We start from the raw sequence: 14,746 nt of genomic DNA, 5'->3' as shown, positions 1-14,746 counted from the left end.
AAGCACCTGAGAACAGCATCAATCTACAGCGTTAAAACAGCCGGTGCAAACGAGACAAGGCGGAGGCGAGAAAATCGCCACCGCCTTGCGCTAAGCATCGCTGCCTACTCGTCGCTGTTATCGCAGCAGGGCCAACACACCTTGGGGCAGCTGGTTGGCTTGTGCCACCATCGCCGTGCCGGCCTGCTGCAGGATCTGCGAACGCGACAGATTCGCGGTTTCCGCGGCGAAATCAGCGTCCAGGATACGGCCGCGTGCAGCGGAGGTGTTTTCGGACGTGCTTTGCAGGTTGTTGACGGTGCTTTCAAAGCGAGCTTGCAAAGCACCGTAGCTTGCGCGTTGACCGCTGATGGCGGAGAGTGCTGCATCGACGATGGCCAGAGTGCGGTTGGCGCCATCCACCGTGCTCACATCCATGTTTTGCACCGTTTGCATCTGGCTGGCAGTGGAGGTTGCTGCAAGCAGGAAGCCGCCGCCGGCCGCTGCACCGCCCGAGTCCACCGCGCTGAACGACTTAGAGGAATCCAGCGTGATCTGACCCGTGGCCACCAGATCGTCCGTACCGAAGGACCCGGCGCCATCGGCACCGGCAATACCGGCACCAGCGCCACCAGCCAGAGCCGTGCCGTCTGCGTTGGTCACGTTGATAGTGTTAGCGGCGACCGAATCGTTCACCACCTTGACGTCATTGCCGGCCGCGTTGGTCAGCACCAGGCCCGTGCCCGTGTCATTCACCCGCGCCGTCACACCCGTCTTGGCAGCGGCGTCGTTGAAAGCCTTGGCAGCGTCGCTCAGGCCGTCGTTGTTTAGCTGTGCACCGATCGTGAAGGAAATCGTCACAGGGTTGGTATCAGCATTGTCGGAGGCCAGCTTCAGCGTGTAGGAGTTACCCGCAACCAGACCGGACAGGCCGATCTCGGTGCGCGCCGTGGCACTCACGCCAGTCTTCTCAGTCTGGGCATTCACCAGCGCCGCGACGTCCTTGGCGGAAGCGCCGGCCGCGTATGTGATGGTCTCATTACCGTATGCGCCATTGACGTCAAGGGTGCCGCCTGCGATGTTGGAATTCCCCACCGCGCCTTGTGCGACCAAGGCACCCGCCGAGCTACCCAGGGTCAGGTCACCGGAACCGCCCGTGGTGGAGGCAGCCTTGCCGCCAATGCGGTAGTTGCCATAAGCACTGGTGCTGAAGTTCGACGACGTTGCGGTGATGGTCTGGTTGGCATTGGCGCCGACTTGGAAAGCCGCGCTGGTAAACGAGCCATCGAGCAGCTTGCGGCCGTTGAAGTCGGTGGTCTTGGCGATACGGTCCAGCTCGGAGGTGAGCTGATTCACTTCGGCGTTCAGGGCTTGGCGGTCCGAAGCGGAGTTGGTCGCGTTGGCTGACTGCACTGCCAGTTCGCGCACACGCTGCAGGATGTTGCCGGACGAAGCCAACGCGCCTTCAGCGGTTTGCGCCAACGAGATGCCGTCGTTGGCATTGCGCACGGCTTGGTTCAGGCCGCGGATCTGCGAAGTGAAACGCTCGGAGATGGCCAGACCGGCGGCATCGTCCTTGGCGCTGTTGATGCGCAAGCCCGAAGACAGGCGCTGGATGGAAGTGTTCAGCGAAGCTTGGCTCATTCCCAGGTTGCGCTGGGCGGTCAAGGAGGCGACGTTGGTGTTGATGGTAGCTGCCATGGCAAATCTCCTGAAAAGAACTGACTAAATATGGCGTTGCCGCCAACCTGGGTGCCAGGCAAGCACCCGGCCATACGGTTCACAGCGCCAACGGGCCTTCTGTAGAACGGCGGGAACATTCACGTCCCGTTGCAAATGTTTTCGGTTGTCATCCCGAAAACTTTAGAGCCTTGCAAGAACTATTTGGGCGGGCAACTCGGACGGACAGCTTTGGCAGATCTCGCGGGACTCTGGCATCAGGTAATTAGTACCAGTTTCCAGCCCTGATCCGGACATCCCCCGCTCGGGCGTTATGTGAGAATTTTTCGGCCAAAGCAGTGTTTTCTGAAGCCTGCCTGTGCCGCACCGGATCGGCATCCCCACCCAAGAACGGGTCCTCCATGAACCGCCTCAGCGCTCCTCACTCTCCATCGGCGAATCCCCATGCAGCCCGCAGCGTGATCGACACAATCGGCGCCGCAGAAGCATTGCTGGCCCAGGGCGGTTCAAAGGACGCCATTGCGCTCTACCGCGAGTGGCTCAAACAAGGCCCGTCGCCGATGGACTGGGCCGCGCAGTTCAACCTGGGACTCCTGCTCCAGGGCAGCGGGAACCTAGAAGGCGCACGGCAGGCCTTTGCGGCCGCACTGGCGCAGAACCCCGACTTGCCCCAGGCACGCACAGCCTTGGCCCAGGTATCCCCGACCGAACCGCCTGGCGTCGGCAGGGTTGAACTGTTCAGCATTGCGTGGTCTCCCGAAACCTTGGTGCAGACGGATCCCGATATCGCCATCCTCGACAACTCGGCGAACCAGCGCCCAGACTGGCGCGAGTACTGGCCCATGCGCCGCTACCTGCTGGAGACGCCCCTGGATGACGACACTTTCTATGGTTTCCTCTCGCCAAAGTTCACCAGCAAGACGGGGCTGTCAGGGGCTGATGTCATTCGGTTCATGGAGGCGCACCCCCAGGCCGACGTGTTCACCTTCAGCCCGCAGGCCGATATGGGTGCGTTTTTTCTCAACGTTTTTATCCAGGGCGAAACGTTCGACCCCGGCTTGCTCGATGCGTGCGAAGAACTGCTCTCGCACATTGGGCAACCCGTTGACTTAAAGTCCCTGGTGATGGACTCCCGGCAAGTGGTGTTCAGCAACTTTATCGTCGCTAAACCCGCTTTCTGGCACGAGTGGCTGGCGCTGTGCGAGAAGATATTCGCACTGGCCGAAGCGAACGACTCGCCGCCCGCATCCCGGATCAATGCACCCACGACATACCCTGGCCAGGTGTCACGCAAGGTGTTCATCATCGAGCGCATCGCTTCTCTGCTGCTGGCCCGCGGCAGCTGGCGCTGCGCCCCCTACAGCACCTTTCAGTGCGCCTGGTCGGGCCTGCCCACTGCACGCTTCAGGCACGAGGCCATTGCCAGCGATGCACTCAAACTGGCTTACAACGAGACGCGGCATGGCGACTTCCTCAGCGCTTACGCAGAGCTGCAGCAACGCATCTTTCCGGCCGTTCCGCCCGACAGCACAGCGGCGCTCGTGCAGGTGGTGCGCGACTACCAAACCACGATTGCGCTGCAAGAAACCCACCTGGCCGTACAAGGTGACTCCGCATCACCCAAGGGGCTTATCTTCCATATCCTCGAAGACAATGAACAACCCACCGAGGTGCTGGATATCGGTTTCGGCGCCGGCAACCTGGGCATGCAAATTCGCAGCAACCCGGCGACCGCACATTGGGCGGTGGATGGCGTCGATGGTTTTCAGGCCAACTGCCATAACAAGGCTCTGATCGGCAAGGCGGTCTATCGCAACCTGTGGCAAGGGCTGGCGCAGGACATCCCCAAAGAGCAGTTCAACCGGTACCGGATCATCTGCCTGCTGGACGTGATCGAGCACCTGCCGCCGGACGCCGCCAAACAGTTGCTGCGGGATCTTCTCACCAGCATGCGCGATGATGCCTTTCTGTTCATCAGCACGCCGCTGTGGTTTTATCCGCAAGACGCCATGCAGCCCGGCGATCTGGAGGAGCACCTGATCGGGGTGCCCGCAACCTCCATGATGGCCCTGCTGCCCAAGATGTATTCCATCGCTCCGCCCCTGGTGGGAGGCTTCGTGCTGGGCAAGCGCAGTCTTGAGTTCGTCGAGTTTTTCCAGCCGACCACTGACAAAGGTTTCTCCTACGAAAAGGGGCTGGAGATTGCCCGAGCCATAGGCTGCCACCTGGAGCCAGGCTCCTTCAAGACCATGTGGTGATAAGGCGAGACTCGCATGCTAAAGACCGGAAAAATCGCAATCGCCTCCATCCAGCGCAACCGCAACAAGTACATCGTGGAGTGGATTGCCTTCCATCTGGCCGTGGGCTTCAACCAGTTCTACATCTACTGTCACAAGACCGACGACGGCATGAAGGAGACGTTGCTGGAACTCGCCACGCGCTGCCCGATTGAGGTCTTTGCGCTGGAGATGGACGATTTCCCGCAGCTATCGGCCTACCACCATGCGTGGGAGCGCTTCGGAAGCGAGGTCGACTGGATGGCCTTCATCGACGGTGATGAATTCCTCTTTCCCACGCAGGCGCAGACGATGCAGGAGGCCCTTGCGCCCTATGACGAGCGCGCGCTTTCCGCACTGGGTGTGTTCTGGAAATGCTATGGCAGCAGCGGCCATGTGACGGACCCGAACGGCTTGGTCCTGGAGACCCATCCAAGACATAGCAGCGACGACTTCCTGCCCAACCGGCACATCAAGTCGATCGTTCGTGGTGGCGAGAGGGTGACCCCCGCGCGCTCGCACCTATTCGACACGGAGCGCGGCACCTTTGATGAGAACATGCGCCCCATCACGCACGGGTGGATGCAGGAGCTCGTCCCCAGTTATGACGTGTTTCGGATCAACCACTACGTGGTGCAAAGCCGGCAGTTCTACTTCGAGGTGAAGAAGGGCATGGGAGGCGCCGATCTACAGGCCGGCTATGTGCGCTCAGACGCCTACTTCGATGAATACGATCGCAATGAAGAGGCCGACGGAATGTCGCTGCGTTTTCTGGATCAGACGCGGCAGAAGATCGCAGAGATCACTACCGCCGCCCCCCCCAGTCCCCACCCACCGCCGCCAATGAAACAGACGCCCGCCCACAATGTGGTCAACACCGACCTGATGGGGCTGATTCCAGCCGAGGCACGCCGCATCGTCGAAGTGGGCTGCATGCATGGGGCCATGGCCCGCGCCTATCGCGAGGCGAATCCCGGCGTTCACTACGTCGGTATCGACATCGACCCCGACTATGCCCACACGGCGGCGCAGTACTGCAACCAGGCCCTGGGCGCTGACATCGAAGCCCTGTCCGCGCAAGAGTTTGGACAGCTGTTCCCCAGCGACTGCTGGATCTTCGGCGACTGCCTGGAACACCTGCGCGACCCTTGGCGCGTCGTGCGGATGGTGCGCGAACGCATTGATCCCCAGGGCTGCCTGCTCGTATGTCTGCCCAACGCCCAACACTGGAGCGTGCAGATGCGTCTGGCCACCGGGCAGTTTCGCTACGAGGACTCCGGGTTGCTGGACCGGACCCACATCCGTTGGTTTACGCGCACAACCATGCTCGAGATGTTCACCCAAACGGGCTGGGCCATGGAAACCGGCTTCAGCCGACAGTTGCCTTCCCAACCTCCAAAGGCCCTGATGGACGGCATAAGGGCGATTGCCGAGGCCGCTGGCGCGGACGGCGATCAGGCCTTGACCGACGCCCAGGCCTTCCAATACCTGTTCAGGCTGCGCCCGGCCTGAGCAGAGTCGTCGGCGCAAGGAGGTTCGCCAGTTCCCGTTCCAGGTTGCGCACGAAGCGCGGCGTGTCGAACAGCACCCCACTGGCACGTTCCGCTTCGAGGTGCTCGCGCAGGCGCAGGCAGGCGCCCGGGGTGGTGGCCAACTCCACCGCCTTGTCCTCGTAGGCCTGCAGGTCGTAAGTGATCAGTTCCGGCAGGCCCGCGGCTGTGAGCAGGGCTCCGGCCATGCGTGCGGCAAAGCTGCGCCCCGAGAGCGTGAGGACGGGCAGACCCATCCACAAGGCATCATTGGCGGTGGTGCCCGCGTTGAAGGGGAAGGTGTCCAGGAAGAGGTCTGCCAGCGCGTAGCGAGCCAGGTAGTTTTCGGGCAGGGCGCGTTCTGCAAACACCAGCCGTTGCGGGTCCAGGCCACTCGCTGCGGCCTCGCGCTGCAGGTTCGCCTGTGCCCAGGGGTTGTCCGACAGCAGCCACAGCACGCTGTCGGGCACGCGTCGCAGGATGTTCATCCAGGCACCGAACACCTCGGGCGTGAACTTGTAGTTGTTGTTGAAGGAGCAGAACACGGTGCCTTGGGCCGGCAAGCCACAACCTTTTCGCGTGGGTATCGGGGCGCACAGGCGCTTGCGGTCGCTCACCTGGTACACATCCGGCATGTAAATGGGTTTTTCCGAATAGTTGCTGGCGTACTCCTCGGGGATTAAAAAGCGGTCGGCAATCACGTAGTCGATGCAGGCCATGCCGGTGGTGGCCGGCAGGCCCAGATACGTTATCTGCACGGGTGCGGGGCGCCACGCCAGCATCTGCATGCGGGCCCCGGAGGTCTGGCCCTGCAAATCGATGAGGATGTCGATTTCATGCTCGCGTATCAACCTGGCCGAAGCCTCCTCGGTCAGCAGATGAATGCCGATGTAGTGGTCGAAGGCGTTCACCACACGCTGGCGCATCGCCGAACCATCGTTGGGCGACCAGCAGAAGCCGTATACCTCGAACCTGGAGCGATCGTGCAACTCCAGCAACTCCACCGTCAGCATGGAGACCGGGTGCAGACAAAAATCCGAAGAGCAGTACCCAATGCGGATCTTTTCATGCCGGTAGCCCTCTTCCGGAGCCAGCCGCGGCAGGTGGGCCGGCAGTTTGCGCTCGGCATAGCCCCGCGCGGTCGCCAACTGGCGTTGCGGATCGTCCGACAGGCTCAGCAAAGCCAGTGCCGAGGTGGAGTCGCGCAGGAGCTGTGGATCCACGCCAGCAGGCGCATCGTAAACCGGCCAGAGGCATTGCTTGGCCCGGATAAAGATCCAGTGGTGCAGCACATCCGTCTGCCCCGGATCCAGAGCCAAGCTGCGGTTCAGGCAATCGAAGGCGTCGGCGAACTGCTTGCGCGTTTCCTGGACCCGCGCCTGGTTGTTCAAGGCCGAGATCAGTATCGGGCGCTGGTCGGCTTGGGCGGGGTCAGCGTGTTCCTGCACCTGCTTCCACAAGGCGATGGCGGCATCGGTCTGGCCCTGGCGCTCGCGCACCAGCCCCAGGTTAAAGCGCGACTGCACAAAGCCCGGTGACAACGCCAGGGATTGTTCATAGGCCTGCCCCGCGCCCTCCAGGTCGCCATCGCTGAACAACACCACGCCCAGATTGAACCAAGCAAACAGGTTGTACGAAGAACCAGGGTGACGTTGCAGCCATGTGCGGTACAGAACCGCCACGAGCCCGCGCTGGCCTCCGACTGCAAGCAAGTCGGTGTAGTGAAGCAGCTGCGGAAACTCGATCTGTCGCTGCCAGACCCGGTTGACGACGTCCGCATAGTCGGTGTTTAGGCTGTCGGTCAAGGCACTCCCCTACAAAAAATACTCTGCATCCCCTGGCCTCGGAATGCCGGGGGGTAGCAGAGCTTATGCGAAGGCCTCAGACCGTAAAGGCCTGTAAAGACTACTGGGGAATGGCCAATTGCTGGATTTGGTCTGTCGTCATAGCGCCGATCTGGGCGGGCGTCAGTGCGCTGGTCTGGTCTGTCGTCAGGCTCTTCACCTGGGTCGTGGTAAGGCTCTGCACCTGGTCCGTGGTCAGGCTCGAGATCTGGGTGCTGCCCAGGCTTGTGATCTGGTCCGTCGTCAAGTTCTGCACTTGGCCTGTCGTCAGTGCCTTGACCTGGTTGGCAGTCAACGCCTGGATGCCAGATGTGCTGACCTTCGCCAGATCCTGGGTTTCCATCGCCTGGATCTGGTTGGCCGAGAGGGAAGCCACCTGGGTGGCCGTGAGCGCGGCCGCCTGGCTCGTGGTCAGCGCCTTGATGCTGTCGGAGCCCAGATTCTTCAACTGGGCCGCCGTCAGCTCCACCAGATCCTGGGTTTCGATTGCGGCGATCTGGGAGGTAGACAACGCACCCAGTTGGGCCGCTGTCAGCGCCTTGACTTGGTCCGTGCTCAGTTGCGCGATTCCGCCCGTAGAGACTTGCGCAATCTGGTCGGTGCTCAGGGCGGCAATCTGCGCGTACTTCATGGCACCGATCTGGCCGGTCGTGAGCGCCTTGACGCCGTCGGTGGTCAGGCCCTTGATCTGGGCCGCCGTCAGCTGCTCCAGGTCCTGCGTTTCGATAGCAGCGATCTGCGCCGTGGACATGGCGCCCAGTTGGCCGGCCGTCAGCGCCTTGACCTGCGAGGTTTCAAGGTTGGCAATCTGGCCCGTGCCCAACACCTTGATCTGGTCCGTGCTCAGCGCGGTGATTTGCGCGGCCTGGAGACCCTTGACTTGGTCGGTGCTCAGGCTCTGAATCTGTCCGGTGCTCATGGACTTGACCTGGGCAGCACTCAGAGCGGCAATCTGCTCGGTGCCGAGCTTGGCCAGGTCCTGGGTCTCAATCGCTGCGATCTGGGCCGTGCTCATGCCCTTGATCTGCGCTGCGGTCAGCGCGCCAGCCTGACCGGTCGTTAGGGCCTCAATCTGGTCCGTGGTCAAGTTCTTGAGCTGTGCGGCGGTCAGTTGGACCAAGTCCTGCGTTTCAATGGCCGCAATCTGACCGGTGGACATGGCACCCAGTTGCGCGGCTGTCAGGGCCTTAACCTGGTCCGTGCTCAGTTGCGCAATACCGCCCGTGGAGATTTGCGCGATTTGATCAGTGCTCAGCGCGGCAATCTGCGCGTACTTCATGGCGCCGACTTGACCCGTGGTGAGCGCCTTGACGCCGTCGGTTGTCAGACCCTTGATCTGCGCAGCACTGAGCAGTTCAAGATCTTGCGTTTCGATGGCTGCGATCTGGGCGGTGGACATGGCGCCCAATTGGGCGGCTGTCAGCGACTTGATCTGCGAGGTTTCCAGATTGGCGATCTGGCCTGTGCCCATCGCCTTGATCTGGTCCGTGCTCAGGGCTGCAATCTGCGCGCCTTGCAAGCCCTTGACCTGGTCGGTGCTCAGGCTCTGGATCTGCTCGGTGCCCATGGACTTGACCTGTGCGGCACTCAGGGCGGCGATTTGTTCGGTGCCGAGCTTGGCCAGGTCCTGTGTCTCAATCGCCGCGATCTGGGCCGTGCTCATGCCCTTGATCTGGGCGGCGCTCAGGGCGCCGGCCTGGCCGGTGGTCAAGGCCTGGATCTGTGCCGTGTCCAGGTTCTTGATCTGGGCAGCAGTGAGTTGCGCCAGATCCTGTGTCTCGATGGCGGCGATCTGGCCTGTGGCCATGGCGCCCAGCTGGGCAGCCGTCAACGACTTGATCTGTGAAGTTTCCAGGCTGGCGATCTGGCCTGTACCCATCGCCCTGATCTGGTCCGTGCTCAGCGCGGAAATCTGGGCTGCCTGGAGCCCCTTGACCTGGTCGGTGCTCAAGCTCTGAACCTGGTCGGTACTCAACGCCTTGACCTGGGCGGCACTCAGGGCCGCCAGTTGCTCGGTACCAAGCTTGGCCAAATCCTGCGTTTCGAGGGCCGCGATCTGGCCGGTGCTCATGCCCTTGATCTGGGCTGCACTCAGTGCGCTGGCTTGGCCCGTGGTCAGCGCCTGGATTTGCGCCGTGTCCAAGCCCTTGATCTGAACGGCAGACAGCTGCTGCAGATCCTGGGTCTCAAAAGCGGCGATCTGCCCGGTGGACATTGCGCCCAGCTGGGCGGCCGTCAACGATTTGATCTGCGAAGTTTCCAGGCTGGCGATCTGGCCCGTGCCCAGCGCCTTGATCTGATCGGTGCTAAAAGCCGCTATTTGCGTGCCTTGCAGGCCCTTGACCTGATCCGTGCCCAGGCTCTGCACCTGTCCCGTGCTCAGGGCCTTGACCTGTGCGGCGCTCAAAGCCGCCAGCTGATCGGTGCCCAGCTTGACCAGATCCTGGGTTTCGATGGCAGCGATCTGGGCGGTGGTCAAGCCCTTGATCTGGGCGGCGCTCAAGCCTGCGACTTGGTCCGTCGTCAGCGCTTGAATCTGGCTCGTGCCCAAACCCTTGATCTGGGTAGCGCTCAGTACGGTGACATCATCGCCCAGCGCCTGGATCTGGTTGGAGCCCAGCCCTGCCAGCTGCTTGGCGTCCAGCAGCTTGACCTGATCGGACGTCAGCTTCTGAATGGCCTGCGTTCCCAACAAAGACAACTGCTCGGTCGTCAGCCCCTTGAGCTGATTGGCCTGAAGTACGTTGGTGTCGTAGGTCAGCATTCCCCCGGCCAGCGCATTGGCGTCGAATGCCTTCATTTGCGCGGCGCTGAAGTACACGACATCCCGGGTCTCGATCGCGGCGATCTGCGCAGAAGACAACGCATTGATCTGCGCCGTGTTCATCGCCTTGATGTCTTTGTCCGTCAGATCTCGGATCTGTGTCGTGGTCAACGCCTGAATCTGCGAAGCAGACATCCCGGAAATGATTGTCATGTTGCTGTCCTTTCGTGGAAATGGCTGCGGCTGTGCCTGACGCCAGGCTTACAGCGCCAAATTCCGCCAACAAATTTGAATCCCTCGATCTGCTGTATCGACCAACTGAAACAAAACTTGAGGAACTATTTGCGCCGGCCTAATGCCCCGTTGCAGCCCGGCCGCCGTTTCCGCCGCGCGCCAAATCCGCAGATTGGACGGCTTTTGAGCTGCTTATCAAGCCAACACCATTGCAGCGGATCTCCACAATTCCTCCCATCGTTCCCACAAAGTCCGCCGGAGGGGTAACGCTTGAACCGGCAGAAATGTTTGTTTCCAGCCTCGCAGGAGTTACGCAATGGCATCCACCATCAACACCAACATCAGCTCGTTGACCGCTCAGCGCAATCTGGGCATGAGCCAAGCATCGCTGAGCACCTCCATCCAGCGCCTCTCCTCCGGCCTGCGGATCAACAGCGCGAAAGATGATGCTGCGGGCCTGGCGATTTCAGAGCGGTTCACCACCCAAATCCGCGGCATGAACCAGGCCGCGCGCAATGCCAACGATGGCATTTCGCTGGCTCAGGTCGCTGAAGGCGCCTTGGGTGGGGCCGGCAACATACTGCAACGCATCCGCGAACTGGCGGTCCAATCCGCCAATGCCACCAACTCGGCATCCGACCGCCAAGCACTGAACGCCGAGGTGAACCAACTCACCTCAGAACTGGACCGCATTGCGAAGACGACCGAATTTAACGGCCGCAAGCTGCTCGATGGGTCGTTCACCAGCGCCGCTTTCCAAGTCGGCGCCAATGCCAACCAGACCATCACGGCAACCTCGTCCAATTTCAGCACAAACGCGTACGGGAACTACCGGATCGGCGGGACCGCCGCCACCACCACAGGGGGCACTGGAGATTTGACGCTGGGAAGCACGCCCAACGCCGTGGTCGCACAGGGCGCCCTGGGCGGATCCATCATTGGCGGCAGCACGATGACCATCAATGGCGCTTACGGGAATGTAGATATTCCCTATCCTGCCGGAGCATCCGCCAAGGACATGGCTGCGCTGATCAATGCGCAAACCGAAAAGACGGGTGTCAGCGCCACCGGGAGAACGGAAATCGGGCTGTCCGGACTCACGGCCGCTACGTCCTACACCCTCAAGCTGGCTTCGGACAATGGGGACGCGCAAGCTGTAACCATTTCATTCACCGTGGGAAACCCCATCAACAACGATGGATTGAGCGACGCGGCGAAGGCATTTAACGATGCAGCCGCCAAGACAGGCGTAACCGCCCGGGTGAATGACGAGGGAACGGGGCTGGTGCTGGTCAACGCAGCTGGTACAGATATCAAGATAGCCAACGAGTCTCTTGCTGCCAACACCATTACCGTCACCGATCCTGCAGGAGGGCCTTTGGTCGGTGGAGCAGGTGTTGCGATTCCGGGAACCGGGGGGCCGGCAACCATTCCTGCGGATGCGCTGGTGATTACAGGTCAGATTACCCTCGACTCCTCCAAGTCGTTCAGCGCAATTGACGCGGCGGGCGCAGCCGCCGGCGGGGGCTTCTTGAACATCGCCACGGCCGCAGGCAGCCAGATTCAGACGGTGCAAAACATGGATGTGAGCACCGTAGACGGCGCCAACCGCACACTGGCCATCGTCGATTCGGCCATCGCCGCCATCAGCGGGCAACGGGCCAACTATGGTGCCTTGCAGGCGCGCTTTGAAACGGCCATTGCCAATTTGAACGTGTCCTCGGAAAACATGTCAGCAGCGCGCGGACGCATTCAAGATGCCGACTTCGCAGCCGAGACGGCCAATCTATCGCGTGCCCAGATCCTGCAGCAGGCCGGCACTGCCATGGTTGCGCAAGCCAACCAAATTCCCCAAGGCGTCTTGGCTCTGCTGAAATAAATGGCCAAGGTTGTCCATGAAATCTCCATAAATGAGAGCATCCACCCATAAGATATATGCATCTGAGGCCAATTTGGCCTCTTTTTTTTACACCCGCTGCATATGGAGTTCCTGATCTATCGATAGCCGGTCATACGCTGCAATTGCATTTACAGCGTTGGTTTTGTCGGCTGCAATCCGATACATTTAGCAGCAGCAAGGTTGTCTGGCGCGCCGCCGGTAACCCAGCGTTGTCTCATCCGACCGCCTCACACATTTAAAGCATGTTCGTCATCATCGGTTACGTCGTCTGCCTGGGCTGCATCTTCGGTGTGTACATCATGCACGGGGGCAACATCAGTGTGATCCTCAAGGCGCTGCCGTTTGAGATCATCACGATCCTGGGGGGCGCGCTGGGTGCTTTTGTGGTGAACAACCAGCCCAAGGTGATCAAGGCCACCATGGCTGCGCTACCGATGGCGCTCAAGGGCTCCAAATACACCAAAGAGCGCTATATGGAGCTGATGGCGATGCTCTATGACATCCTGCAGAAGGCCCGCAAGGAAGGCCTGATGGCCATTGAGAAGGATGTGGAAGCGCCCCACGAATCCGAGATCTTCAAGAAATACCCCACTGTGGGCAGCGACCACCATGTGATCGAATTCACCACCGACTACCTGCGCATGATGGTGTCGGGCAACCTCAACTCCCACGAGATCGAGGCCCTGATGGACAGCGAAATCGACACCCACCACCAGGAGGCCCATGCTCCAGTAGCTGCGCTGGCCCGGTTGGCCGGCGCCCTGCCCGCCTTCGGGATCGTGGCCGCTGTGCTGGGCGTGGTGAACACCATGGGCTCCGTGGGCCAGCCACCTTCGGTGCTGGGCGGCATGATCGGCTCGGCGCTGGTGGGTACGTTCCTCGGGATTTTGCTGGCCTATGGCGTGGTGGAACCCCTGGGCGGCTTGGTCGAGCAAAAAACCGAGGACGCCGCCAAGGAACTGCAGTGCATAAAGTCCACCCTGCTCGCCAGCATGCAGGGCTACAACCCGGCCACGGCCATTGAGTTTGGCCGCAAGGTGCTGTTCTCCAACGTCCGCCCCAGCTTCTCGGAGCTGGAAGGGCATGTGAAGGGCAAGAAGTAGACGCCGCGGATGCAGTAGCCGCGCTACAACGCCCCCATTGCCATGGCAGAAAAGAAGCTCCAGCCCATCATCATCAAGCGCGTCAAGAAAGGCGGGCACGCGGTGCATGGGGGCGCCTGGAAGATCGCTTATGCCGACTTTGTGACGGCGATGATGGCGTTCTTCCTGCTGATGTGGCTGCTCGGCTCCACGGCCAAAGGGGAGCTGCAGGGCATTGCGGCGTATTTCGCGTCGCCGCTCAAAGTGGCGATGACCGGTGGCGACGGCGCGGGCAATAGCTCCAGCGTTATCCCCGGTGGCGGCAACGATTTGTCCAAGGTGCATGGCCAGGTGCGCCGCTCCGATGTGGAAGAAGCCAAGCAGCGCCGCATGAGCATCGATGCCGCGCGGGCGGAACGCGCCAAGCAGGACCAGGAGCGTCTCAAGGCCCTGGAGGCCAAGATTGATGCGCTGATCACGGAAAACCCGCGCCTGAACGAGTACAAGTCGCAGATCCGCATCGACATCACGCCCGACGGGCTGCAGATCCAGATCATTGACGACCAAAACCGCCCCATGTTCGACAGCGGCAGCGCGTTGGTAAAACCCTACATGCGCGATATCCTGCGCGAAATTGGCGCGGCCCTCGGCGGCGTTGAAAACCGCATCAGCCTGGCTGGCCACACCGACGCCGTGCCCTATGGCAACAGCGAAAAGGGGTACAGCAACTGGGAGCTGTCGGCAGACCGGGCCAACGCCTCGCGCCGAGAGCTGGTCTCTGCCGGCATGCCAGACGCTAAACTGGGCCGCGTGGTGGGCTTGGCCGCCAGTGATCTGCTGGACCCCAAGAACCCACGCTCCCCCTCCAACCGGCGCATCACCATCACGGTGTTGACCCGGGAGGCCGAAGAACGGCTCATGGGCAAAGGGATTCCCGAAATCACGTCCACAGAACTGTTGACTGAAAAGCGGGAAAATCCCCCCCCAAGCAGGTAACAGTTACGACTTGTCACCAAACCTGCCGCCCATGACAATGCTTACAGTAAATCTCGACTGAAAGGGTCCCAAGTGACCACAGCCCTTCGTTTTTTGATCGTTGACGACTTCTCCACCATGCGACGCATCGTTCGCAACCTGCTCAAGGAGAGCGGGTTTGCAGACGCTGACGAGGCCGAGGATGGTGTCGCCGCACTCAACAAGCTGCGCAACAGCAAGTTTGATTTTGTGGTGACCGACATCAACATGCCCAACATGAACGGCTTCCAGCTGCTGGCCGAGATCAAGAAGGACGACAAGCTCAAGCACCTGCCCGTCCTGATGGTGACCGCCGAAGCGCGCAAGGAAGACATCGTTGCGGCCGCTCAGGGCGGTGCTGCGGGTTACATCGTCAAACCCTTCACCAAGGCAACTCTGGAAGAGAAAGTGACCTTGATTCTGAAGAAGATGGGGCTATGACAC

At 61.1% G+C, this 14,746-nt stretch carries 9 protein-coding genes; 6 read left to right on the top strand and 3 right to left on the bottom strand.

Going from position 1 to position 14,746, the window contains the following annotated elements:
* Window positions 1-117: 117 nt before the first annotated feature.
* Window positions 118-1,680 carry a flagellin N-terminal helical domain-containing protein gene (locus ACODSM_RS06960; RefSeq protein ID WP_488804770.1) on the bottom strand — a complete coding sequence of 521 codons (1,563 nt, stop codon included), beginning with the start codon at window positions 1,678-1,680 and terminating at the stop codon, window positions 118-120.
* Between the two features lie 380 nt (window positions 1,681-2,060).
* Between ACODSM_RS06960 and ACODSM_RS06955 the strand changes: the two genes are divergently transcribed.
* On the top strand, window positions 2,061-3,917 hold the full coding sequence (locus ACODSM_RS06955) for a class I SAM-dependent methyltransferase (protein ID WP_488804769.1): 1,857 nt from the start codon (window positions 2,061-2,063) through the stop codon (window positions 3,915-3,917).
* A 15-nt stretch (window positions 3,918-3,932) separates the two neighbouring features.
* Entirely contained in the window at window positions 3,933-5,447 is a 1,515-nt protein-coding gene (locus ACODSM_RS06950) for a methyltransferase domain-containing protein (RefSeq protein ID WP_488804768.1), read from the top strand.
* Here ACODSM_RS06950 and ACODSM_RS06945 read toward each other — a convergent pair.
* Both ACODSM_RS06945 and ACODSM_RS06940 read right to left on the bottom strand, forming a co-directional pair.
* A complete protein-coding gene (locus tag ACODSM_RS06945) occupies window positions 5,428-7,269 on the bottom strand; it encodes an O-linked N-acetylglucosamine transferase, SPINDLY family protein (RefSeq protein WP_488804767.1) in 1,842 nt (613 codons plus the stop codon). The genes ACODSM_RS06950 and ACODSM_RS06945 overlap by 20 nt on opposite strands.
* 100 nt (window positions 7,270-7,369) lie before the next feature.
* Window positions 7,370-10,285, bottom strand: a complete 2,916-nt coding sequence (locus tag ACODSM_RS06940; RefSeq protein ID WP_488804766.1) for a heme utilization protein — start codon at window positions 10,283-10,285, stop codon at window positions 7,370-7,372.
* Window positions 10,286-10,622: 337 nt separating this feature from the next.
* On the opposite strand from ACODSM_RS06940, the gene ACODSM_RS06935 reads away from it, so the two are divergent.
* The 4 genes from ACODSM_RS06935 (at window position 10,623) to cheY (ending at window position 14,743) form a co-directional block, all read left to right on the top strand.
* A complete protein-coding gene (locus ACODSM_RS06935) occupies window positions 10,623-12,185 on the top strand; it encodes a flagellin N-terminal helical domain-containing protein (RefSeq protein WP_488804765.1) in 1,563 nt (520 codons plus the stop codon).
* Window positions 12,186-12,448: 263 nt separating this feature from the next.
* Window positions 12,449-13,309, top strand: a complete 861-nt coding sequence (motA, locus tag ACODSM_RS06930; RefSeq protein ID WP_110961870.1) for a flagellar motor stator protein MotA — start codon at window positions 12,449-12,451, stop codon at window positions 13,307-13,309.
* Window positions 13,310-13,351: 42 nt separating this feature from the next.
* Window positions 13,352-14,284, top strand: coding sequence for a flagellar motor protein MotB (gene motB, locus ACODSM_RS06925; protein ID WP_488804764.1), 933 nt, complete (start codon window positions 13,352-13,354; stop codon window positions 14,282-14,284).
* A gap of 72 nt (window positions 14,285-14,356) precedes the next feature.
* The gene (gene cheY, locus ACODSM_RS06920) at window positions 14,357-14,743 is read left to right on the top strand and encodes a chemotaxis response regulator CheY (RefSeq protein ID WP_010466076.1); all 387 of its coding nucleotides are present in this window, start codon (window positions 14,357-14,359) and stop codon (window positions 14,741-14,743) included.
* Window positions 14,744-14,746: the final 3 nt, after the last annotated feature.

This window comes from Acidovorax sp. FG42 (genome assembly GCF_057809195.1).
This window is presented reverse-complemented; position numbering and strand designations above follow the sequence as displayed.

Coding starts and splice junctions, on each gene's coding strand:
- ACODSM_RS06960 (WP_488804770.1), bottom strand. CDS start 1,680: ATGGCAGCTACCATCAACACCAACGTCGCCTCCTTGACCGCCCAGCGC.
- ACODSM_RS06955 (WP_488804769.1), top strand. CDS start 2,061: ATGAACCGCCTCAGCGCTCCTCACTCTCCATCGGCGAATCCCCATGCA.
- ACODSM_RS06950 (WP_488804768.1), top strand. CDS start 3,933: ATGCTAAAGACCGGAAAAATCGCAATCGCCTCCATCCAGCGCAACCGC.
- ACODSM_RS06940 (WP_488804766.1), bottom strand. CDS start 10,285: ATGACAATCATTTCCGGGATGTCTGCTTCGCAGATTCAGGCGTTGACC.
- ACODSM_RS06935 (WP_488804765.1), top strand. CDS start 10,623: ATGGCATCCACCATCAACACCAACATCAGCTCGTTGACCGCTCAGCGC.
- motA (WP_110961870.1), top strand. CDS start 12,449: ATGTTCGTCATCATCGGTTACGTCGTCTGCCTGGGCTGCATCTTCGGT.
- motB (WP_488804764.1), top strand. CDS start 13,352: ATGGCAGAAAAGAAGCTCCAGCCCATCATCATCAAGCGCGTCAAGAAA.